The organism is Marinobacterium alkalitolerans (assembly GCF_017776525.1).
Classification (GTDB): domain Bacteria; phylum Pseudomonadota; class Gammaproteobacteria; order Pseudomonadales; family Balneatricaceae; genus Marinobacterium; species Marinobacterium alkalitolerans.
In genome coordinates this window covers 20,615-43,714 of the sequence record NZ_JACVEW010000013.1, presented here as the reverse complement: position 1 = coordinate 43,714, position 23,100 = coordinate 20,615, and the positions used below count along the sequence as shown (strand labels likewise).

At 58.0% G+C, this 23,100-nt stretch carries 18 protein-coding genes; 12 read left to right on the top strand and 6 right to left on the bottom strand.

Annotated elements, in window-relative coordinates; all coding sequences use genetic code 11:
• Positions 1-13: 13 nt before the first annotated feature.
• A complete protein-coding gene (gene topA, locus H9C73_RS09670; protein ID WP_209287621.1) occupies positions 14-2,647 on the bottom strand; it encodes a type I DNA topoisomerase in 2,634 nt (877 codons plus the stop codon).
• 176 nt (positions 2,648-2,823) lie between these two features.
• Between topA and H9C73_RS09665 the strand changes: the two genes are divergently transcribed.
• Positions 2,824-3,546: a DNA topoisomerase I gene (locus tag H9C73_RS09665; protein WP_209287620.1), complete on the top strand. Its 723-nt coding sequence runs from the start codon at positions 2,824-2,826 to the stop codon at positions 3,544-3,546.
• Here H9C73_RS09665 and H9C73_RS09660 read toward each other — a convergent pair.
• A complete protein-coding gene (locus tag H9C73_RS09660) occupies positions 3,543-4,049 on the bottom strand; it encodes a hypothetical protein (protein WP_209287619.1) in 507 nt (168 codons plus the stop codon). The two genes, H9C73_RS09665 and H9C73_RS09660, sit on opposite strands and share 4 nt — an antisense overlap.
• Before the next feature lie 162 nt (positions 4,050-4,211).
• Here H9C73_RS09660 and pgi point away from each other — a divergent pair, with 162 nt between their 5' ends.
• The 3 genes from pgi to H9C73_RS09645 are packed head-to-tail and all read left to right on the top strand — an operon-like array spanning position 4,212 to position 7,585.
• Positions 4,212-5,843 (top strand): glucose-6-phosphate isomerase, encoded by a 1,632-nt coding sequence (gene pgi / locus H9C73_RS09655; protein WP_209287618.1) that lies wholly within the window; start codon positions 4,212-4,214, stop codon positions 5,841-5,843.
• Complete coding sequence (locus tag H9C73_RS09650; RefSeq protein ID WP_209287617.1) at positions 5,840-7,087, top strand: UDP-glucose/GDP-mannose dehydrogenase family protein; 1,248 nt, start codon at positions 5,840-5,842, stop codon at positions 7,085-7,087. The genes pgi and H9C73_RS09650 overlap by 4 nt, the downstream gene beginning before the upstream one ends.
• 57 nt (positions 7,088-7,144) lie before the next feature.
• Positions 7,145-7,585, top strand: coding sequence for a universal stress protein (locus tag H9C73_RS09645; protein ID WP_209287616.1), 441 nt, complete (start codon positions 7,145-7,147; stop codon positions 7,583-7,585).
• On the opposite strand, the gene uup is transcribed toward H9C73_RS09645, so the two are convergent.
• Positions 7,586-9,475 carry an ATP-binding cassette ATPase Uup gene (gene uup, locus H9C73_RS09640; protein ID WP_209287615.1) on the bottom strand — a complete coding sequence of 630 codons (1,890 nt, stop codon included), beginning with the start codon at positions 9,473-9,475 and terminating at the stop codon, positions 7,586-7,588. It lies immediately after the preceding gene.
• A gap of 138 nt (positions 9,476-9,613) precedes the next feature.
• On the opposite strand from uup, the gene H9C73_RS09635 reads away from it, so the two are divergent.
• Positions 9,614-11,557 carry a transglycosylase SLT domain-containing protein gene (locus H9C73_RS09635; RefSeq protein WP_209287614.1) on the top strand — a complete coding sequence of 648 codons (1,944 nt, stop codon included), beginning with the start codon at positions 9,614-9,616 and terminating at the stop codon, positions 11,555-11,557.
• On the opposite strand, the gene H9C73_RS09630 is transcribed toward H9C73_RS09635, so the two are convergent.
• Positions 11,547-11,798: a glutaredoxin family protein gene (locus tag H9C73_RS09630; RefSeq protein ID WP_209287613.1), complete on the bottom strand. Its 252-nt coding sequence runs from the start codon at positions 11,796-11,798 to the stop codon at positions 11,547-11,549. The genes H9C73_RS09635 and H9C73_RS09630 overlap by 11 nt on opposite strands.
• A gap of 92 nt (positions 11,799-11,890) precedes the next feature.
• On the opposite strand from H9C73_RS09630, the gene H9C73_RS09625 reads away from it, so the two are divergent.
• The 3 genes from H9C73_RS09625 to H9C73_RS09615 all read left to right on the top strand — a co-directional run bounded on the left by H9C73_RS09625 (position 11,891) and on the right by H9C73_RS09615 (position 15,834).
• Positions 11,891-12,418, top strand: coding sequence for a PAS domain-containing protein (locus H9C73_RS09625; protein ID WP_209287612.1), 528 nt, complete (start codon positions 11,891-11,893; stop codon positions 12,416-12,418).
• 8 nt (positions 12,419-12,426) lie between these two features.
• Positions 12,427-13,911, top strand: a complete 1,485-nt coding sequence (locus tag H9C73_RS09620; protein WP_209287611.1) for a methyl-accepting chemotaxis protein — start codon at positions 12,427-12,429, stop codon at positions 13,909-13,911.
• A gap of 174 nt (positions 13,912-14,085) precedes the next feature.
• Positions 14,086-15,834 carry a PHA/PHB synthase family protein gene (locus H9C73_RS09615; RefSeq protein ID WP_209287610.1) on the top strand — a complete coding sequence of 583 codons (1,749 nt, stop codon included), beginning with the start codon at positions 14,086-14,088 and terminating at the stop codon, positions 15,832-15,834.
• Between the two features lie 56 nt (positions 15,835-15,890).
• Here H9C73_RS09615 and H9C73_RS09610 read toward each other — a convergent pair whose 3' ends face one another.
• On the bottom strand, positions 15,891-17,342 hold the full coding sequence (locus tag H9C73_RS09610) for an NAD-dependent succinate-semialdehyde dehydrogenase (protein ID WP_209287609.1): 1,452 nt from the start codon (positions 17,340-17,342) through the stop codon (positions 15,891-15,893).
• A gap of 152 nt (positions 17,343-17,494) precedes the next feature.
• Between H9C73_RS09610 and H9C73_RS09605 the strand changes: the two genes are divergently transcribed.
• The 4 genes from H9C73_RS09605 (at position 17,495) to H9C73_RS09590 (ending at position 22,629) form a co-directional block, all read left to right on the top strand.
• The gene (locus H9C73_RS09605; RefSeq protein WP_209287608.1) at positions 17,495-18,889 is read left to right on the top strand and encodes an MATE family efflux transporter; all 1,395 of its coding nucleotides are present in this window, start codon (positions 17,495-17,497) and stop codon (positions 18,887-18,889) included.
• Positions 18,840-19,895, top strand: coding sequence for a DUF3080 family protein (locus H9C73_RS09600; protein ID WP_209287607.1), 1,056 nt, complete (start codon positions 18,840-18,842; stop codon positions 19,893-19,895). Before H9C73_RS09605 ends, H9C73_RS09600 begins: the two co-directional genes overlap by 50 nt.
• A gap of 136 nt (positions 19,896-20,031) precedes the next feature.
• A complete protein-coding gene (locus H9C73_RS09595; protein WP_209287677.1) occupies positions 20,032-20,667 on the top strand; it encodes a transglutaminase-like cysteine peptidase in 636 nt (211 codons plus the stop codon).
• A 3-nt stretch (positions 20,668-20,670) separates the two neighbouring features.
• Positions 20,671-22,629: a bifunctional diguanylate cyclase/phosphodiesterase gene (locus H9C73_RS09590; protein WP_209287606.1), complete on the top strand. Its 1,959-nt coding sequence runs from the start codon at positions 20,671-20,673 to the stop codon at positions 22,627-22,629.
• On the opposite strand, the gene trxC is transcribed toward H9C73_RS09590, so the two are convergent.
• Positions 22,618-23,052, bottom strand: coding sequence for a thioredoxin TrxC (trxC, locus tag H9C73_RS09585; RefSeq protein ID WP_209287605.1), 435 nt, complete (start codon positions 23,050-23,052; stop codon positions 22,618-22,620). The genes H9C73_RS09590 and trxC overlap by 12 nt on opposite strands.
• Positions 23,053-23,100: the final 48 nt, after the last annotated feature.

Here is a 23,100-nt window from a genome sequence, read left to right as displayed (position 1 = left end):
AACGGCCGCAAGCTCAACGCTTGCGACCGGTTTCTTCATGCCAGCTGCCGTCTCGGTAGAATGCCTTCCAGCCAGTCGCCTTGCCATCAACTTCGGACATCACATACTGCTCCTTGGTCTTGCGGCTGTAACGAATCACGGCCGGATTACCTTCCGGATCCTGCTGCGGCGCACGCATGAGATAGTCGTACTTGGGATCAATCTCTTCCCTGTGCGGCACAATTTCCGATACCAGCGGCGCGCGCGTTTCACGCTTTTTCGGGAACTGGCTTGCGGCCAGGAACAACCCACTGGCGCCATCACGCAGCACATAGGTGTCATCCACTTTCTGACACTGCAGCTCCGGCATGGGTACGGGGTCCATCTTGGGGGGTGCCGGCTCGCCGTTCTTCAACAGCTTGCGCGTATTCTTGCACTCGGCATTGGTACACCCGAAAAACTTGCCAAAGCGGCCGGTTTTGAGCTGCATTTCAGCGCCACATTTGTCGCACTCGATACTGGGACCGTCATATCCCTTGATCTTGAAGCTGCCGTGCTCAACCTCAAAGCCCGAGCAGTCCGGGTTGTTGCCGCACACGTGCAACTTGCGCTTTTCGTCGATCAGGTAGGAGTCCATGGCGGCATCACAGATCTTACAGCGATGCTTGTTGCGCAGAATGCGAGACTCTTCCTCGTCATCACCATCCACACTGACCACCTCATCTCCGGGAATCAGGTTGATGGTCGATTTGCAGCGCTCCTTGGGCGGCAGGTTGTAGCCGGAACAGCCCAGAAAAACACCGGTGCTGGCGGTGCGAATCATCATCGGCCGACCACACTCAGGACAGGCGATATCCGTCTCGGTCGGGGTGTTGGGGCGCATGCCCTGCTCATCTCCCTGAGCCTCGCCCAGCTTTTCGGTAAAGCCCGAGTAGAAGCGATTGAGCAGCTCTTTCCAATCAGTGCTGCCCTCGGCCACTTCATCGAGCTTTTGCTCCATCCGGGCTGTGAAGCTGTAATCCATCAGATCAGAGAAGTTCTCGTTCAGGCGCTCGGTAACAATGTCACCCATTTTGCAGGCGTAAAAACGGCGCCCCTGGACTTCAACGTAGCCACGGTCCTGGATGGTCGAAATAATGGAAGCATAGGTGGAAGGACGGCCAATACCCCGCTTCTCCAATTCCTTGACGAGACTGGCTTCAGAGTAGCGCGGTGCCGGCTTGGTAAAGTGCTGCTTGGGTTCCAGTTCCTGCAACTGCAGCACTTCACCCTGCTGGACATCCGGCAGAATCACATCTTCATCACTGCGGCTCTTGGGCGGCAGCACGCGTGTGTAACCATCAAAGCGCAGGATTCGCCCTTTGGTGGACAGCTCGTAGTCGCCGCAGGCGACGTGAATACGGGTACTGGTGTAGCGGGCCGGGGTCATCTGGCACGCCATGAACTGACGGCGGATCAGATCATAAAGCCGCAGTGCGTCCGGCTCCATACCCTTGAGCTGCTCTACAGTCAGGGTCACATCGGACGGACGAATCGCCTCGTGCGCTTCCTGTGCCCCCTCCTTGCTGCTGTAACTGACCGGGTCCGACGGCAGGTAGTCATCGCCAAAGTGCTCGCAAATATATTCACGGCAGCTCTCCACCGCCTCTGCACTCAGGTTGGTTGAGTCGGTACGCATGTACGTGATGTAGCCCGCCTCGTAAAGACGCTGAGCCAGCATCATGGTCTTTTTGACACCGAAGCTCAGGCGGGTTGAGGCGGCCTGTTGCAGCGTCGAGGTAATAAACGGCGCGGAAGGCTTGCTGCTGGTGGGGCGGTCTTCCCGCTTTTTGACTTCAAAACTGCCTGCGCGCAACCGGGCCAGATGCTGCTCGGTTTCTTCCGCACTGACAGGACGGAACGCCTTGCCTTCGGCGCGCGTCACCTGTAGGCGCAGCGGGGATTCTGCGGCTGTCAGTGTATCCGCATGCACTTCCCAGTATTCTTCAGGAATAAACGCCCGAATTTCGCGCTCGCGCTCAACGATCAACTTCACCGCAACGGACTGAACACGCCCGGCTGACAGACCGCGTGCGATCTTCTCCCACAACAGCGGAGACAGCATGTAGCCGACAACACGGTCAAGGAAGCGCCGTGCCTGCTGCGCATTGACACGGTTCAAGTCCAGCTCGCTGGGCTCTGAGAACGCCTCCTGAATCGCCTTCTTGGTGATCTCGTTGAACACCACGCGGCGATAGCGATCATCATCTCCCCCAATGGCCTCCCGCAGGTGCCAGGCGATTGCCTCCCCTTCGCGGTCCAAATCCGTTGCGAGATAGATGGCATCGGCATTCTTGGCGAGCTTGCGCAGCTCCTCGACCACCTTTTCCTTGCCGGGCAGCACTTCGTAATGCGCTTCCCAGTCATGGTCAGGATCCACCCCCATGCGGGCAATCAACTGCTGGTGTGCCTTGCGCTTTTTATACTCGGCCTTCTCTTCAGGCGACATTTTTCGAGTCCGGGCGGCCTGGCGCGCGCGCTCCTTGGGGTCAGTCTTGCTCGCGCTGCCACTGGTCGGCAGGTCGCGTATATGGCCCACACTCGATTTGACCACATACTGGCTGCCCAGATACTTGTTGATCGTTTTGGCCTTTGCCGGCGACTCGACAATGACAAGGCTTTTTCCCATGAGATACGGATCCTTATGAAAACGGGCAACTCAGAAACTGCCGGCATATATAAGATGGTGAAACGCCAGCGTCAAGCAGTCTCTGAAACTACGGCATATCAGTTGGCTGCGGTTTTTTTTACAATAAGGCACCATACTGACGTATATTGATGCTTTTTTTCAGAGTGCCAAACCCAATGCTTGGAGACAACCTGTATCTTGTCATTCTACTCGCCGGCGTCGGCATAATGGCGCTGGTTGTGAACTATGTCGTCACATCGCGCGAGCAGATGTCAGAGGCCAAACGCGAGCGGCTTAACTGGCTCAGCACCCAGGCAGAACATACGCTGCACGCCCTTGCCATCCTCAAGGAAGCCGGCTGCCGTCAGGACATCGTCGACAAGCTGAACCAGCACGCCATGGCCCTGATTGAAGAGATCAGCCTCCTCGCTCCCGACTCGGAGCTCATGACCGATATCAGCCAGCTGAAAGAAAGCAGTGACCGAAGCAAGCCTGACAAAACGCGTTTCAGCAGTGACCGTGCGGTCAAGCGGGCCCAGATCTACATCAACTACGCCGAAAAGCTGATCGTGGAAATGGCCAAGGCCGGCAAAATGACGGGCCAACTGGCCAGAACCTACCAGCAGGAGCTGTACTGGCTGAATGTGTCGCTGGTGGCCGATGCCCATCAGGTTCAGGCCAACCGATTGCTGGAAGCGGGGGACAAGCACACCGCGCTGACCCACCTGCGTCATGCCAAAGCGGTTCTGGTTCGCGCCAGTGCGCCCCAGCGTCAAAAGCAATCGCGACTGGATGAGCTGCAAACCCTCATCGACCAGATTCAGCCCAAACGCACCTGGGGAGCCGGTGCGCTGGCGGAATCACTGGATGAGTACCTTAACGAGCAAAACAGCAACTAGATTTTTCCCCGCAGCAGAGGTTCAGCCAGGCTTTTCAACGTTTCCAGCCTGTCAGCCTCGCCGCGCTCCTGCCAGAAAAGGGTAAGGTGCAGCGGCGTTGACTCGACCGCCAGCACATCATCAGGCAGCTGCTCCAGCAAAGTATGGAGCGTTGCAAGCGCACTCCCCTGCAGGGCCATCCCCTCATCGCGCCAGCTCCAGCCGGCAGGCAACCCTTCCTGGTTCAACGTTTCAATACGCAGGACCTGCCATCGCTGCCAATTTTCCTTCTCCTGACGGTCCAGGTTCTGCCTGAGGAATCGATAGGCCGGCACACTCAAGGTTTCGCCCTCGGTTTCCCCTTTTGCACGCGGCAGCTCCAGCCGTGCAAGCTGTACCTGAATCCCCGCCTTGCGCGCACGCATCCGCAGGTCTGCCTGATAGCGCTGCCGCGGGCTGGGCATCACCCAGAGCATAGAGCCGATGAGTGACATCACGATGAAAACGATAATGGCCCATTTCATGTTATTTTTAATCCCCTCAGGTGTTCCAACCGGCCCCAGCGCCGGATAAAAGTGAGCATGATACTCTCAACACTCGCGACACTGTAGCCCGGCCCTTTTCTGCCCCCGCCAATGCCGATAAGATGCCGCTCGGAAAACCGTTAAGTCATCAAGGAGAGTTTCTTGGACAAGCAGAAGGCCTGGCGCAGGCTCGAAGACACTGCACAAAAGGACGCCAACCTGCATTTGAAAGGCCTGCTGATGCAGCCCGGTCGTTTTGAGCAGTTCAGCTTCCGCCATGACGAGATACTCCTGGACCTCTCCCGGCAGCGACTGACCTCCGAGGTGCTCGACCAGCTGCTCTCCCTCGCCGGCAGCTGCCACCTGGACCGGTGGATAGACGATCTGTTTTCAGGTGCTCCGGTCAACCAAACCGAACGCCGCCCGGCGCTGCACACCGCGCTTCGCTACCCGCCCCAGCATGCTTTCAACCTGGACGGCCGAGACATTAACAGCGATGTTCAGTCTGCACTGAGCGCCATGGAGGTGCTGGTCAACCAGCTCCATAAGCAGCAGTGGCGCGGTTTCAGCGGCGAGCCCATCGACACGCTGGTCAACATCGGTGTTGGCGGGTCTGACCTTGGTCCGATGATGGTGTGTCACGCACTGGAAGAATTTCAGCCACCCCGAGCACGTGCCATCCAGACCCATTTCATTTCATCCATGGACGGCAGCCAGCTCTCCAGCCTGCTGCAGCACCTGGACCCGGAACGCACACTGTTTATTGTTTCCTCCAAGTCTTTCACCACGGCGGATACACTGGCCAATGCAGCAACGGCGCGCGACTGGCTCAAGCAGGCCAGCCATATGCCCGAGGACCTGCTGCTCAAGCGTCACTTTGTCGGCATTACCGCCTGCCCTGACAAGGCTTTCGAGTGGGGCCTGGCCAAAGAGAACCTGCTGCACTTCTGGGACTGGGTTGGCGGACGTTATTCACTCTGGTCCACCATCGGTTTTTCCATTGCCGTTCGTATCGGAATGAAGGGGTTCAGAGCCCTGCTTGACGGCGCCTGGCGCATGGACGAGCACTTCCGGCACGCGGACTGGTCCCAGAATCTGCCGGTGCTGCTGGCCCTGACCGAAATCTGGAACATCAACTTTCAGCACATCCATGCCCACGCCATTTTGCCTTACGATGGCCGCCTGGCTCACCTGCCGGCCTACCTGGAACAGCTGGAAATGGAAAGCAATGGCAAGTCCGTCGACCGGTGCGGCCAGCCTGTCAGCCATCGCACCTGCCCCGTTCTCTGGGGCGAGATAGGCCCGAATGCTCAGCACGCCTTCTACCAGCTGTTACATCAGGGCAGCGAGCCTGTCATGTGTGACTTCATTGTCGCGGCCTCCCGCTACGGAAAATCCTCGGAATCCCTGCAGTCACAACACAGACTGACCCTCGCCAACTGTCTGGCGCAGGCACGTGTACTGGCACTTGGTGATGATGCGATCGACCAGTCCAGCGCCTCTCCCTGGCAGCATTATGCCGGCAACCAGCCAAGCACCCTCTTGTTGCTTGACCAGCTTTCGCCCGCAACGCTGGGAGCCCTGATTGCGCTTTACGAGCACAAGGTTTTCGTCCAGTCCGTTATTTGGGACATCAACCCCTTTGACCAGTGGGGGGTCGAGCTGGGTAAGCAGATGGCCAACACACTTCTGCCTCATATCGGACAAGCGCCCTCCCCGGGTGCTTTTGACAAGGCTACAGACGGCCTGCTCGCTGAGCTTTATCGGGTCAATCAGGAGGAGACCACCCCATGAATATTGCCATCTGGGGCGACGAACTGGCCGCCTGGGTTGCCACCGCCGAGCTGGCCCGCACCGGCAACCGGGTTATGGTGCAGTCAAAAGAACCCGGTGCCAGCAGTCTGAAGGCCGAACCCGGACTGATGGATGCCATCCAGCAGGGCTTTGCGGACGGTGCCATTATCCAGGTCGATGCCGAAGACGCTTATGCAGCCTCGGTGCACTGGCTGGCCATGCACCCTGCACACCAGGCATCAGCACTTGAACTGTGTAGCAGGATCGGGCGTACCGCACAGGGTGACATCATGGTGATCAACCAGAGCAACTTCGGCATCGGCGCTTCAGACCGTCTGCAGGCAGCACTGCCCGAGCCCGACCGTCAGGCCGTGATCTGCTTGCCCGATACTCTGCAGCAAGGCCAGGCACTGGCGCAGTTTGCCCGCCCCACGGCCCTGCTGCTGGGTTGCGAGCATGACGGCGCACGCCTGGCACTGCAGGCCTTGCTGCGCCCTTTCTCCAGCAATCTGCAGCAGCTGCAATGGATGACGCGCCGCGAAGCCGAGTTCAGCAAGTTTGCCATCTCGGGCATGCTGGCAATGCGGCTCAACTACATTAACGAGTTGGCCAACCTGGCAGACCGCCTTGGCGTGGACATTGAAGTCGTACGTCAGGGAATGGCCACCGACCCGCGTATCGGCCAGCACTACCTGGCGCCGGGCTGTGGGTTTGGCGGCAGCCACTTCACTCAGTACATTGAAGGGCTGGCAGATGTGCTGTCACAGACCCGCCATTCAACACTGCTGAAAACCGTTCTGGAAGAGAATGAGCGCCAGAAGGAGCTGCCATTTCGCAAGCTCTGGCAACACTACCAGTGTGACCTCAGTGGCAAGACTGTCACACTCTGGGGCTGTGCCTTCAAACCGGGCGTCGCCAGCATCGATAATGCCCCGGCACTGGCCGTCATTCGTGCTCTTGAGGCCCAGGGGGTGCAGATACAGGTACATGACCCGGAAGCCCTCCCCGCCCTGAAGGAAGCACTGCCTGATTGCGCTTCTCTGAAGATGTTTGACCATCGCTATCAGGCACTTGAGGACAGCGATGCTCTGCTGATCATGACCGAGTGGCCCGAATATGCGTCGCCGGACTACGATCAACTGTTGTCACTGATGCGCAGCCCCGTCGTGATCGACGGCCGCAACCTGCTCGAGCCGGAGTACCTGCGCGAGAAAGGCTTTGTTTATTATGGGGTAGGCCGCTAGCGCTCGCAGTGCTAATCTGAAGATACTCCCGTCTCATCATTACAAAGGACATGGACTATGAGTATCTACAAGCGCATCCTTCTGGCACTTGATCTGTCAGACGAATCGGATCAACTGGCAAGCAAAACCGCGGAGATGGCCCGAGCATCGGATGCCGAGCTGAACCTGATTCACGTCGTGGAGCCACTCAGCTTCGCCTACGGCGGCGATGTTCCCATGGACCTGACCACCATCCAGGAACAGCTGGATGACCATGCGCGTACCAAGCTTGACCAGTACGCAGAAAAAATCGGCTACCCGGTCAACCGCAAAATCATTGTCACCGGGCATACCGAGACTGAAATCCACCGTGCTGCCGAGGAACTGAATACCGATCTGGTCATTGTCGGCAGCCACGGTCGCCACGGGCTGGCACTGCTGCTGGGTTCCACCGCCAACGGCGTACTGCATGGTGCCAACTGTGACGTCCTGGCAATTCGTGTGAAAGAGGAGGAGTAATCACTCCTCCTGCATCGCCTCCAACTCGACCCAACGCTCCATCAGCGCTTCAACACGCTGCTCCTGCTGATGGAGCGCTTCCAGCACTTTGGCAACGTCTTCATGATCACGGCTGTAAAAGTCCGGTGCAGAAGTTTCCGCCTGCAGACGCTCGAGCTCAGCCTCCTGCTGTTCCAGTTCGGCCGGCAGGTTATCCAGCTCGCGCTGCAGCTTGTAACTCAGTTTGCCGCTTTTCTTGCGTGCCGGCTTGTCATTACTCTGCTTGGGTTTGGGCGCAGCCTTTTCCGGCTCTGTCGCCGGTTCCTGCCTGGGGCGCTGCCTGAGCCAGTCGTTATAACCGCCGACATATTCCCTGACATTGGCGTCCCCTTCAAACACCACGGAGCTGGTCACCACATTATCGAGGAAACGACGGTCATGGCTGACCAGCAGAATCGTGCCCTCGAAAGACAGCAGTATCTCTTCCAGCAATTCAAGTGTTTCAATATCCAGGTCGTTGGTGGGCTCGTCCAATACCAGTACGTTGGCCGGCTGACTGAACAGTCGAGCCAGTAAAAGCCGGTTACACTCCCCGCCCGACAACGCCTTGACCGGTGTGCGTGCACGCTCGGGGCTGAACAGGAAGTCCTGCAGATAGCTTATGATATGCCGCTGACGGCCATTGATATCGACACTCTCTCGACCACCCGACACGTTATCAATCACGCTTTTTTCCGGGTCAAGCTGGCCGCGCAGCTGATCAAAATAGGCCACATCGAGCTTGGTTCCCAAGCGCACTTCGCCCGCATCAGGCTCGAGCTGCCCCAGAATGATGCGCAGCAGGGTACTCTTGCCGCTACCGTTGGCCCCGATCAGGCCGATGCGATCACCACGCTGGATCGTCATGGAAAAGTTCTGCAGCAAAGGCTTGTCGGCGTAGGTCATGCTGACGTTTTTCAACTCAGCCACAAGCTTGCCGGAACGCTGCGCCTCTTCCAGGTTGAAATTGGCACTGCCCTGGCGCTCACGCCGTTGCGAGCGCTCCTGCCGCATCTGTTTCAGCGCACGCACACGCCCCTCGTTACGGGTGCGGCGTGCCTTGATGCCCTGGCGAATCCACTTCTCTTCCTGCGCCAGCTTGCGGTCAAACTCCGCATTCTGACGCTCCTCGTCTTCCAACAGCTTCTGCTTCTGCTCCAGATACTGGTTGTAACTGCCGGGGAAACTGGTCAGCTGGCCACGATCAAGCTCAACGATGCGGGTGGCCAGATGCTCCACCAGATCACGGTCATGGGACACGAACAGGATGGCACCGCGATAATCCAGCATGACCTGCTCAAGCCATTCGATGGTCTCAATATCCAGATGGTTGGTCGGCTCATCCAGCAGCAAGAGGTCCGGACGCTGCACCAGCGCTGCGCCCAGCGCCGCACGGCGGCGCCATCCGCCGGAGAGCTCCGACATGCGCGTCTGTGCATTCAGTCCAAGCCGCTCCAGCACCGTATTGACGCGCTGTTCAAGGTGCCAGCCATCCAGTGCCTCAAGGCGGTGCTGCAATGATTCCATCTTGCGCAGCGATGCCGTGTCGGTTTTCTCCGCCAGCGCCTCGAAAGCCTGCCTGAGTTCAAGCACTTCCGACAGCCCTTCAGCCACCACATCGTAGACTCGGCGTTCATCTGCGGCAGGCAGCATCTGGGGCAGCTGCGCCACTCGAATGGCCGGATCCTGCCAGACATTTCCCTGATCGACATGCAGTTGTCCTGACACCACCTTCATCAAGGTGGACTTGCCGGCGCCGTTAAGGCCCACAAGCGCAATACGCTCGCCCGGATCGATCTGAAAATCGACCTGATCCAGCAACGGCGCTGCACTGAAACTGACCGATACACCTTCCAACTTTACCAATGGCATACTGACTGTGTTCCTCACTCCAAAACAGCTCACTAGTGTACCTGAACACAGCCTGCAATTAATCCTTCTGACTGGCCGTGAGCCGAACTTTCAAGCTACACTGGCAGTAATCCAGCGCACTTCAGAGGTATGTTACGGATGCCGCCATTACGCCCCCTTCTCAGTATCTGCCTGCTCCCGGTTGCGACATGTCTGGGCGCTGCCCAGTACAGCCAGGACTCGTTTCAGGATGAGCGTGAGCAGTTCAGCCTGTTAAGCGCCAAGGCTTCAGCGCAGGCACTTTCCACCAAACAACTGGCCAGCCTGCATCACTACCCGTTATACCCCTATCTGGAATACCGCCGTATCCGGGGGAGCCTTGATACCGTCTCGGCGACAGAAGTAGAGACATTTCTCGACACCTATACGGATACTCCGCTTTATGGACGGCTGCTGTTTGCCTGGGCCAAACAGGAGGGCAGTGCTGCCCGCTGGAATCATTTTCTGCCTGCCTGGAACAGCATTCAGCGCCCGGATACCGAGCTGCGCTGCCTGCATGCACGCTACCTGCTCGACTCGGGACAACAGGCGGCCGCCTGGGAAGAAGCCCGCGCACTCTGGCGGGTAGGCTACTCTCAGCCTGACAGCTGCGACCCTCTGTTTAATCCCTGGCTCAAGTCAGACAACTTCCAGTCTGCAGACGCCTTCGACCGCTTTCTGGCCGCACTGGAAAACGGGCGACCGGGCCTGGCGGGATATGTGAAGGACTTCATTCAGGACGAATCCTATTCCGATACCGTCAAGGTGGCACTCGACGTTTACCGATCGCCCAAGCGCCTCTGGCAGGAGCCTGAGCTGCTTGCCCCGGCACTGGACGGCAGTGATCGTATTCTGGAGTTCGGCATCCGGCGTCTTGCGCGTCAGGATCTCACGCTGGCGATCAAGCTTTGGCTGAGAGACCGCGACACATTCAGCGTTGAAGATACCAGCGCCGAAGCCTTGAACGAGTACCTGGGTGTCTGGCTGGCCAAGCGTTTTCCCGAGCAGGACGAACGCGACCTGCTCAGGCAACTGGACCCCTCCCATCAGCTTGCTCGGCTGACTGAGTGGCGCATCCGCCTGCTGCTGACCGACCTGAACTGGCAGGAGGCCTACGAAATGATCGGCCAGCTGCCGGAGGACGAGCTGAACACTGACCGCTGGCGCTACTGGCGCGCCGTAGCCGCCAGCCATCTTTCCGTGCCCAGCCAGACCGATGTGCTGGAAAAGTTGTCACAGGAGCGCAGCTTCTATGGCTTCATGGCCGCACAACTGCTGGGGGTGCCCTACCAGCTCAACGATACGCCCCACAGCCCAAGCACGGACGCCCTGGACGCCATCGCCTCAACCGCGGCGTTTGCCCGTATACGTGAACTGTTGCATCTGGAGCGCTATGGTGATGCCCGTTCGGAGTGGAATCTGGCCATCAAGGGGTTCACGCCTGATCAGATCATGACTGCCGCCCACCTGATGCAGGCCTGGGGCTGGCATCACCAGGGTATCCGGGGCGCCATCAGCAGCCAGCGCTGGGACGACATGGCACTGCGATTCCCCAACCCTTACCCTGAGCTCTTTAAGCGCCATGCCAGCAGTCAGGACATCGACCCCTACTGGGCACTGGCCGTGACGCGTCAGGAAAGTGCGTTCTGGATGGGGGCCCGCTCTCGCGTGGGAGCAAGGGGACTGATGCAGTTAATGCCCGCCACCGCCAAGGCGACCGCCAGACGCCACGGAATTCCGCTGACCAGCACCCGCAAGCTGTCAGAGCCAAGTCTGAACATCCGCCTGGGCACCGCCTATCTGGGCGAAATGGCATTGCGCTTCAACCAGAACCAGGCACATGCTTCAGCCGCGTACAATGCCGGACCACACCGTGTCAGCCAGTGGCTGGAAGCTCGCGGCGAACTGCCGCTTGATATCTGGATTGAAACCATCCCCTTCGATGAAACCCGCCAATACGTCCAGAACGTACTCGCATTCAGGGTCATCTACAGAACGCGCGACCAGCAAAGAGTCGCTCTCTTCAGCCAGCAGGAATTCAGCCAGCTGGCGCTCAACCGCTAACCCCCTGTTGCAAGAATGCAATCAGCGCCTGGCCATCAAATGGCCAGGCAAGCTCCCGCCCAGTGTCACGGCACACCAGCACGGGTATACGTTCGGCATAACGCTCCATCAGCGCAGGGTCATACACGATATCGACCAGATCCACTTCCACCTGATCAGCTGACAGGTTTTGCTGCAATACACCAATCGCCTGATCACACAGGTGACAGCCTTCTGTTGTCATCAGGTCCAGTTTGAACATGGTTTGGCCCGGCTCCTTAACATAATCCGCTTTCAAATATCATCATATCCCCTACAATAGTCGACCCTTTTGGTTTGGCCGGACATGAGTAGATGAAAAATCGTATCACGCCCAGGGATCAAGAACATGAACTCAGGGATGACGAGTTTATCGTAAGCAAGACTGACACTCGCGGTGTCATCACTTACTGCAACCGCACACTCATGCGCATCTCCGGTTTCAGCGAGGCCGAACTGTTCGGCAAGCAGCACAACATTCTGCGCCACCCGGACATGCCCCGCGGCGCCTACCGTCTGATGTGGCAGCTGCTGCAAAATGGGCAGGAGTTTTTCGGCTACGTGAAGAACCTGTGCCGTGACGGCAGCTACTACTGGGTACTGGCCAATGTGACACCCGACATTGACGCCGAAGGCAAACTGGTTGGCTACTACTCGGTACGCCGCAAGCCCACACGCAAGGCCATTCAGACCGTTGAACCCATTTATCGGCAGATGCTCGAGGTCGAACGCAAGGCTGGCCCCAAGGCCGCACCGGACGCATCCATCGCACTGCTGCAACAGCTCTGCAGCGACCAGGGAGTCAGTTACGAGCAGTTTATTATCCAACTGGATCAGCAGTGAGACGCCCCATGCCCTATTCTCAACATGACAACCAGAGCAGTCGCACGCCTTACCTTCGGGGACAGTTGAACATCGCATGCAGTCTCGTTGTTGTTCTGACACTTCTGCCTGCCCTTATTGCCCTGTTCACAAACGGCTTTTCCATCTGGATGCTCCTGCCAATGCCGCTGGCGGCGGCGCTGGCATGGGCGCTTCGAAACAAGGGTCTGAAGGCTCTCAATACGCTGGTACGTATCGAAAATACGCTGATAGCCGCCAACAAGGGCGGGTTTGATACACGTATCACCCATACCGCGCACTTGGGGGAAGTAGGCAAGGTTGCCTGGGAGCTCAACGACTTTCTCGACAAGATCGAAACCTATTTCAAGGAAGTCGACTCCTGTTTCCAGCATGTTTCTCAAGGCAAATATGACCGATACGCGCTCTACAAGGGCCTGCCCGGTCAGCTTCGCGAGTCTCTGATGCGCATCAACACCTCGCTTGAATTGATGCGTAAAGGGTCCGAGCTCATTGCCAGCAACGAACTCAACTCCGAACTGCACAGTCTGAACACCCAGCATCTGATCAACAACCTGCGTCAGAACCAGTCGGACCTGCTGAGCATCAGCCAGGAGATGGAGCGTGTTGAAACCATCGCGGCCAGTAACGGCGAGGCGGCGCGACAAAGCCAGAGCAGCGTGGCACGCATGGCCGAAGCCCTGCATGCCATCAATGGCACCATTGACGCGGTCGTATCGCTGGTACAGCAGCTTGGCAGTGAAAGTCAGCAGATCTCCAAATCGCTCTCTTTCATCACCGAAATTGCCGATCAGACCAACCTGCTGGCGCTGAATGCGGCCATTGAAGCAGCCCGCGCAGGCGAGCATGGCCGTGGCTTTGCGGTTGTTGCCGATGAAGTCAAGGCGCTGTCCAACCGCACCAAGGACGCCGCCATTGAAATCAGCGGCACCATCGATGGCTTCAGCCAGCGCGTCGAGGAAATGACACTTAAAGCGGAAGCCTCGGAACGCGCCTCGGCGGACCTGAGCGAGATGGCCGAAGATCTGCGCAATCAGTTCGACACCTTCTCCTCTGCGGCGGATGAAACCAAACGCTACATCAGCTATGCCAAGGACCTCACCTTCGGTTCTCTGGTCAAGGCGGACCACGTTATTTTCAAACAGAACGGCTACCTGCTGTTCGACCACAGCGAGGCACGCCAGGACGTTCTGGATGCGATCAACACAGACCACTACCAGTGCCGTCTGGGTGAGTGGTACTACGAAGGCACAGGCCGCGACAGTTTCAGCCACACCGGCAGTTACCAGAAGCTCGAAACGCCGCACAAGGAAGTACACGCGGCCGTTCAGCGCGCCGTGGCCCTGCGCAGCGAGAACTGGCGTGAAAAGCCGGACGTTCGACGCAAGATCGTGTCTGAAATGGCCCATGCCGAGGAAGAGAGCTACAAAATTCTGCAACACATTGATGCCATGATTGAAGAACGGCATCGGTAATCAGTCTGTCACAACGGGCTTGCAACCTTTGCCGTCACGGGATTATGCTCAAACTGTTATCCCGCTACTGCACAATAACCTTGACATTTCAGGCGCCAGCAGACAGTAGCGACCGACAGCTGTGCTTTCGTCGGACTGGCAACCTGAATCAGCAAAGATGGAAAGCAGGTAGTTATGACGGATAAAGACGGCAACACCGCAACCACCGATCCACAGGAGTTCATCAACTACGTCAACCGGGAAACCAGCAAGGTGCTGGAGATGTTCTCGGCGACCGGTGGCGATGACATCCTGCGCCAGTTCACCCAGTCATGGACCGAACTGGCAACCCGCTCAATGGAAGATCCGGGTGTCTGGATCCGCGCCATTGCAGATTATCAGCAGGCCCAGTTCAACCTGTGGCGCAACCTTCTCAGTGGCAGCACCAGCGACAACCCTGTTGCCGAGCCTCCGCCGGGCGACCGCCGCTTCAAGGCGGAAGAGTGGTCCAAGAACCCGGTATTCGACTACATCAAGCAGTCGTACCTTCTGACCTCCCGCATGCTGACCGAGATGGCCGAAAACGCCAACCTGTCTCCTCAGCAGCAGCAAAAGCTTGAGTTCTACACCCGCCAGTACGTTGACGCCCTCTCCCCCACCAATTTCGCGATCACCAACCCTGAGGTGCTGCAGCAGGCGATGGAGACCAAGGGGGCCAGCCTGGTCGACGGTCTGAAAAACCTGCTGAACGACATCGAGAAAGGACGTATCTCGATGACGGACGAGGCTGCCTTTGAGCTGGGCAAAAATCTGGCGACCACTGAAGGTGCCGTTGTCTATCAGAATGACATCTTTCAGCTGATCCATTACAAGCCGCTCACGGAACAGACCTTCGAGCGCCCGACGCTGATTGTCCCGCCCAGCATCAACAAGTTTTATATTCTCGACCTGCAGCCGGACAATTCCTTCGTGCGTTACTGCCTGGAGCAGGGTCAGGATGTGTACCTGATTTCCTGGGTTAACCCTTCACCCGAGCAGCGCGACCTGACCTGGGATCACTATGTCGGTGAAGGCATTCTCAAGGCGGTTGAGGTAACCAAGGCGATCAGCCAGCAGGAAAAGATCAATGCGGTCTCCTGGTGCGTCGGCGGCACGCTGATGGCTTCGGCTCTGGCCGTGATGGCCAACCGCAAGGATAACAGCATTGCCAGCTGCACCTTCCTCACCACGCTGATCGACTTCTCCAACCCCGGCGACCTCTGCGTCTACATTGACGAGATGCAGGTCAAGCAGCTTGAGAGCAAGGTCAACAATGAGGGGATCCTGCATGGGCGCGAGCTGGCAACCTCATTCAACATGCTGCGCTCGAATGACCTGATCTGGTCCTACGTGGTGAACAACTACCTCAAGGGCCAAACGCCACCGCCGTTCGACATCCTGTACTGGAACAGTGACCCGACCAACCTGCCGGCAGCGCTTTACACCTTCTACATCAACCGGATGTACCTGGAAAACAAGCTGGTTGAACCGGATGCGCTGACGATTTGTGGCGAGCCCATCGACCTGCGTCGTGTGAAAACCCCCTGCTACTTCCTGTCGACGGTAGAGGACCACATCGCCCCCTGGAAAGGCACGTTCAAAGCACTTGACCTGCTAGGTGGCACCGTTGAATTCGTGCTGGGCGCAAGTGGCCATGTGGCCGGCGTCATCAACCCGGCCAAGAAGAATCGTCGTAACTTCTGGGTCAAGGGCGAGATGGGCAAGGGCGCCGAACACTGGTTCGAAACTGCCGAGCGCAAGGACGGTTCCTGGTGGAGTCACTGGAGTGACTGGATTCGTCGCCGTGCCGGCAAAAAGGTGGATGCTCCCACCGATTACGGCAACGACGACTACAAGGTGATCGAACCGGCTCCCGGCAGCTTCGTGCGCGTTCGGCTGGACTGATAAAACCTCGAAAGTCTGGCATTAAACGGGGCGAGAATACTCGCCCCGTTTTACGTTCAGATGCCTCCCATCAGCATGTATTTGCACTCCAGATACTCTTCCAGTCCCTGGCGCGCACCTTCACGACCCAGACCGGATGCCTTGACCCCACCGAAGGGCGCCACCTCTGTCGAAATAATGCCTTCGTTAATGCCAACCATGCCGTATTCGAGTGCCTCACCCACACGCCAGCAGCGCCCAAGATCGCGGGAGTAGAAGTAGGCTGCCAGACCGTATTCAGTTGCGTTGGCCATCGCCACCGCCTCCTGCTCATCGGTAAACCTGAACACCGGAGCCAAGGGCCCGAACGTTTCCTCGGTGGCCACCTTCATATCAGGCGTCACGTCTCTCAATACGGTAGGCTCAAACCAGGTGCCTCCAAGCGCATGCGGCTTACCGCCACATACCAGTTGAGCCCCCTTGGCAACAGCGTCCTCAATGTGGGTTTCAACCTTGTCCACGGCCGCCTGATTAATCAGAGGTCCCTGCTGTACCCCCTCCTCAAGCCCTGAGCCGACTTTCAAATCAGACACACGCTTTGCCAGACCTTCTACAAATTGATCGTAGATGCCCGCTTGCACGATAAAACGGTTGGTGCAGACACAGGTTTGGCCGGTATTGCGGTATTTGGAGGCCATCGCCCCATCCAGTGCGCGCTCCAGGTCCGCATCGTCAAACGCGATAAAGGGGGCGTTACCGCCCAGTTCCAGGGACACACGCTTAACGGTATCGGCACACTGGGCCATCAAGAGCTTGCCGACCGGCGTCGAGCCGGTAAATGACAGCTTGCGCACCCGCGCATCGCCCGTCATTACAGAGCCAAGCGCCTTGGGGTCTCCGGTGACAATATTGAATACCCCCGCCGGTATACCGGCCCTTTCTGCCAACTCGGCCAGTGCCAGGGCTGTCAGGGGCGTGTCTTCAGCCGGCTTGCAGACAAATGTACACCCGGCCGCCAGTGCCGGCGCGGCTTTTCGGGTAATCATGGCGGCGGGAAAGTTCCAGGGCGTAATGGCGGCCACAACCCCGACCGGTTCGCGGTTAACCAGAATCCGGGCATCCGGCTTGTGAGTCGGGATCAACTCCCCATAAGCCCGCTTGCCCTCTTCCGCAAACCATTCGACAAAACTGGCAGCATACTGCACCTCGCCTCGCGCTTCAGCCAGTGGCTTGCCCTGCTCCAGGGTCATCAGCAGCGCCAGATCATCCAGGTGGGCATGCATCAACTCATACCAACGACGGAGCAGTCCGGCCCGCTCTTTGGCAGTGGTTTTTCGCCAGCTCGCAAACGCCGCTTCAGCAGCCTCAACAGCCGCCTCGGCATCCGGCTCGCTCATCAGCGGGACCCTTGCCATTTCCTGCCGCGTGGCCGGATTGAGCACGGCAAAGGTCTGCCCGCTCTGTGCACCCACCCATTGACCGTTTACATAAGCCTGCTCACGCAACAGAGACTTGTCTTTCAATTCCATTCACCTACCTCCAGACGCTTTTCCGATCCAATATTGCACTCCCCTGATCGGCAGCTTATCCTTGCCGCACGCTCAATTGGAAGCGTTACCCCAGAGCCAGCCCTTAGCGGCCAGCCATTCATGCCATGCAACACTGAGTACTGTCGATTTTCGTGTCTCTTATCAGCCCCCAACGCCTGACTGAAGTTCAGTACCTGCTGCGACTCGGCTGGCCCATCATGATTGCCCAGTTGGCCCAGCACTCCATGAGCTTCGTGGATACCCTGATGTCAGCGCAGGCCGGGCCACAGGAGCTGGCGGCCATAGCACTGGGCAGCAGCCTCTGGCTGCCCTTGTTCCTGGCGGTCGCAGGTGTACTGATGGCCACTACCCCCATGGTAGCTCAGCTTGTGGGGGCCAACCATGTTCAGTCAACGCGCCACGTCTTTCAGCAGGCCTGCTGGCTGGCACTGGTACTGGGCATTGCCGGTTTCGTGTTGCTGCGTAACGCCGAGCCCATTCTGGACCTGCTTCAACTGGAGCCGGCCCTGTATGACACCACCCGACGTTACCTGAACGCTGTCAGCTGGGGCTTCCCGGCTTTCCTCCTGTATCAGGTTGTGCGCAGCTATTCCGAGGGCTTTGGCAAAACGCATCCGGTCATGCGTATCGCCGTCCTGGGTGTGCTGTGCAACATTCCCCTGAATTACATCCTGATCTTCGGCAAGTTCGGCTTCCCGGAGCTCGGGGGTGTTGGCTGCGGCTACGCAACCTCAGCGGTCATGTGGATCATGCTGCTCACCGGCATTGCCTACCTGCGACAGAGCGCGCAATTCCGACCCACCCGCCTGTTCAACGCCTGGGCGATGCCTGACAGAGCCACCCAGCGAGACCTGATGAAACTCGGGGTACCGATCGGTGTTTCCCTGCTGATAGAAGTGAGCATGTTCTGTGTGCTTGCACTGATACTGGCACCTCAAGGCGAACATGTGATCGCCGCCAACCAGATTACGATCAGCTATACGGGTATGGTATTCATGATCCCTCTGAGTATCGCCATGGCCCTGACCATCCGCGTGGGGCAACTGGTCGGGGCAGGCAAGCCGGACGCAGCCCGTTTTGCAGCCTCCACGGGCATTCTGATTACGCTGTGCATTGCCCTGCTCAGCTGTACACTTTCACTTCTGCTGGCGCCTCAGATTGTTGCGCTGTATACCGAACACCCAAGCATACTGACCCTGGCCGTCACCCTGATCAGCATCGCTGCGGTATTCCAGTTCTCCGATGCACTTCAGGTCAGTGCCGCCGGTGCTTTGAGAGGCTACAAGGATACGGCCATTCCGCTGATGATGGTGTTTGTGGCCTACTGGCTAATTGGGCTGCCAACCGGGTATGTGCTGGGCTTTACCGCCTGGCTGACAGACCCTCTGGGCGCGGCAGGCCTGTGGTGGGGACTGTTGATCGGGCTCAGCGCCGGTGCCGTATTGCTGGGAACAAGACTAATCAGGATTGCACGTCATGCGCTTCATCATATTGCTGACCGGCCTGTGGCTCCTGAGCGGCTGTGATTCGGACCCGGTGACGGATCGGTTACAGGATTACACCGCACGGGTCAGCAATTCCATCGAACAGGACTTCGAACTCCACCTCGAATCAAATCTGCCTGCCTACCCACCCAAGCGTGACCGACTGCTTGCAGTGGAGACCCTGCGTGAGGGCCTGATTGACGTGCTGGATCTGCGCCAGTGCGACCTGCTGGGCCTTATCGGCGAACGCAACAGCTCACTTGGCAAACTAGCCGGTCACTCACAGCAACTGATATATGAATTTCGCTTTCTGCCCCCTCTGCGCCAGTGCATAGACAAACTACAAAACGCTCCCGCTGCACTGGATGAGGATCAACTGGCGTTGCTCGACAGACTGCAGACAATCGAAGCGTTCAAGACGCGCACCCTTCCCCGCGTCATGAGTAACGCTGTCTTCAACGCGGATGAAATTGAAGCGCAGTTTGCCCTGGGTCAGCCACCCGCGGACATGCCAGATCTCGCACGGTTTTCAAACCTCAAACCGGCCCTTGAACGACTGGTTTACCTGTCCGGCCTGACCGCACGTACCGAATGGTCCAAGCCTGAAGACATTGAAGGGCTGGAGCAGGATTATGAACGTATCTATCGCACACACTTTGGTTCAGCCTGGTTGCGCAGCCTCAGCTACCTGACACAAACTCTGGAGCAAACCGCCACCGCCATAGAAGCACGCCTCGAAAGACGTCCACTGTGCTTCAATAAACGCCCCACCCCGCAGGCCAATATCGTGCGCAATGTATTCCAGAAATACTACGCCGGCGAATTACAGCCCTGGATGTCGTCGGTTGATCGCAGCGGTCAGCAGTGGCGCTATTATTGGCGTGAACTGCTGGACAACGTACCCGCCACACCGGCAGTACAGGACTACTTCGACCAGACTCTCTTTACCGAGGACAGTCTCTGGGCGCGCTATATTGCCGCGCGTGACCGACATACCCGGGCCTGGCAAACCCTGCTGTCACAATGCGGCATGATGCCCTCGGCTTGACTTGAGTCGTCCGGCCTTTTGACTCATCATGTCCCGAAAAGAGACACGGAGTAATGCTTTGTCCGGCCGGAACCTTTCACACATCTCGCTTAAAACAGGCGTCCTGGCACTGCTCGTGCTCCTGTTTGCAGGCGGCATGTACAGTGTACTGGCCGACGACTCCCGTGCCGTCAAGCTCAGCTCCGCACGCATTGAAGAATACCGTCGCCTCTACGGCGATCAGGCGGCCAAACGTCTGGACGCCTGGCAACGCCTGATCCGGGAAAGCGCCAACCTGCCCGAACATGAGAAGCTCAAGCGCGTGAACCGTTTTTTCAACCAGGTACGATTTCTGGATGATATCGTGCACTGGAAAAAAAAGGATTACTGGGCCACACCCGTTGAATTCCTGATCAGTAATGGCGGTGATTGTGAAGACTTCTCCATCGCCAAGTATTACACCCTGAGAGCGCTCGGTGTTGCCGACGAAAAAATGAGCCTGGCCTATGTCAAGGCTCTGGAGCTCAACCAGGCGCACATGGTGCTCACTTACTACGACACCCCGCAATCCATGCCGCTGGTGCTGGATAACCTGATCGGCGACATACGTCCAGCCAATGAAAGACCTGACCTTTTGCACGTCTATACTTTCAACGGCGACAGCCTCTGGTTAAGCAAGCGTGGGCGCCGCGCAGAGCTGGTCGGCACATCTGACCGGCTCGCCCCCTGGGTGAAGTTGAGAGACCGTATCCAGCAAAATGATGTGAACCTGAGTCAGTCACAGGAGCCCTGACCGATGTCTTTGACCAACCAGATCATTGCCACCGTTATTGCCGTCATACTCGGCCTGGCAGTCAGTACGCTGTACATCCTGTCTGACAGCTCACGCAACACGCTCGTCACCCAGCTGGAATCCCATGCGGAAGACGGTGCGACCCATCTGGGTCTTTACCTTGCTCCCTACATGCAGCAAGGGGATGTCGCCACCGTTGAAACGGCGGTCAATGCCATCTTTGACAGCGGCTTTTATCAGCAGATTGACGTTCTGGACGCATCCGGCGACCCCATGTATCGCAAGGAATACACCAGTGAAACGCCGATTCAGGCCCCCGCCTGGTTCATGCACCTGATCGACATTACCCCGCCGACCAAGACACGCCAGATCGCCTACAGCTGGCAACAGGTGGGCAGCATCCATATCCGCAGCCGGGCCGGCTATGCCTATGAACAGCTCTGGGAGGGCGTGCGCAATGCACTGGTATTGTCCGCCATCCTCTCCCTGCTGGCAGCACTGTTGCTGTCGGGTCTGTTGCGCATTCTGCTCAGCCCGCTGCGCGGCGTCGAGCACCAGGCCATGGCACTGGCGCGACGCGAGTACATTGAGCAGCCCAAACTGCCCAAAACACGTGAGCTGCGTCGCGTCGTAACGGCCATGAACCTCATGGTTCGACAGGTCGAAAACATGTTCAACGAACAGAATCGCAATATCGAGTCGCTGCGTGCCGCAGCCTACCGCGACAGTCTGACAGGACTGAACAACCGTCGTGCGACCCTGACCCAGCTGAATGAGCATTTGGAATACCGTCAGGACTTTGGCCCGGCCTCACTGATTATTCTGCGCCTGATCGATCTGCAGGGGCTGAACAAGTCTCTGGGTGAAGACGCTACCAACCACCTGATTCAGACCAGCGCCAAGCTGCTGGACGAACTGGGCAAACAGCTGGGCTTCCATGTGACCGGCCGCCTGGGTGGCGCCGAACTGGTGCTGCTCGCCCGCCGCCGAACCCGGGACCAGTGGCAGCAGACCCTTGAACCCCTGATAGAGCAGATTGACGCTCTCTTCCACCAGCTGGAGCATACACCGAGCGAAACGCGCATTGTCTGCCTCGGCATCAGCAGCCAGGACAACCATGACAGCACCGAAACACTGGTGTCTCAGGCACGTATGGCCGCAGACGATGCCGAACAAGAAAAGCGCCCCATCGCCTTCTTCAGCCAGCACAAGGCACAACGGGGCTGGTCTGAGCAGTGGCAGGAACATGTGGCCAACGCCATCAGCAACGGCCAGATCTTCCTTCAGCAGCAGACGCTCGTGGGACAGGACAATGTCCCTGTACATGCAGAAGTGTTTGCCCGCATTCTGAACCAGGAAAATGAGCCCTGTAACGCGGGCGAGTTCCTCGGCGTAGCACGCGACCTTGACCTGCTACCGCTGATTGACCGCCTCGTGATCGAGCGCGCCTTGACCTACTTGCGCCAGTCGGACACCAACCTGTCCCTGTCGGTTAACCTGGCCAACCAGACGCTGAGCCAGAAGGAATTTGTCGACTGGCTGCTCCGGGTACTCGAGCAAAGCCCTGCCCGCAGCCGCCTGTCAATTGAAGTGAACGAGACCGCCATTCTGACACGCCTTGATGCGATTCAGTCCCTGCGCAATTCGCTCAAGGCCCTTGATGTGACATTCGGGGTCGACAACTTCGGCACCCACCCGAACGGCTTCAGCTACCTGTATGCACTCAAGCCTGACTATCTCAAGATTGATGGCTCTCTGGTGCGTCAGCTCGATAGCAGTGATGAAGACAGCTTTTTCGTCAGCAGTCTGATCAGCGTGGCACACAGCCTTGAAATTCGGGCCTATGCCGAACACGTCGAACGCGAAGCCCAACGCGGCAAGCTCATTGAGATGAAAATCGACGGGACACAGGGCTACCTGCACGGGCAACCCTGTGCACTGGGCAGTGACTCAGATCACTGACCGGACCCAGTTGACCAGGCTGGTCAGATTCATGGCGCCCGCCTGGCGACTCACCTCACGCCCCTGATGCATGATCATCAGCGTGGGAATACTGCGGATCTGAAACTGATTGGCCAGTGATGGGGCCTGTTCGGTATTGACCTTCACCAACAGGCAGTCAGGCTCCAGCTCCCGGGCTGCCTGCTGAAAAACCGGCGCCATCATTTTGCAGGGACCACACCATTCAGCCCAGAAATCAATCACAACCGGCAGGTCGGTATTATTGATCAGACGCTGAAATCCAGACTCATCCACTTCGACGGCAGCCCCTGAAAAAAGCGGTTTGCGACAGCGGCCACAGACAGGTGCAGCGGAGAGCCTCGCCTCAGGTACACGATTGGTGGCAAGACAACTTCGGCAGGAGATATGTACGGGGTTGGACATGACGGAACCTCACAACTGAACTCTTATTCAAGTTGGAGGCAACCGTCA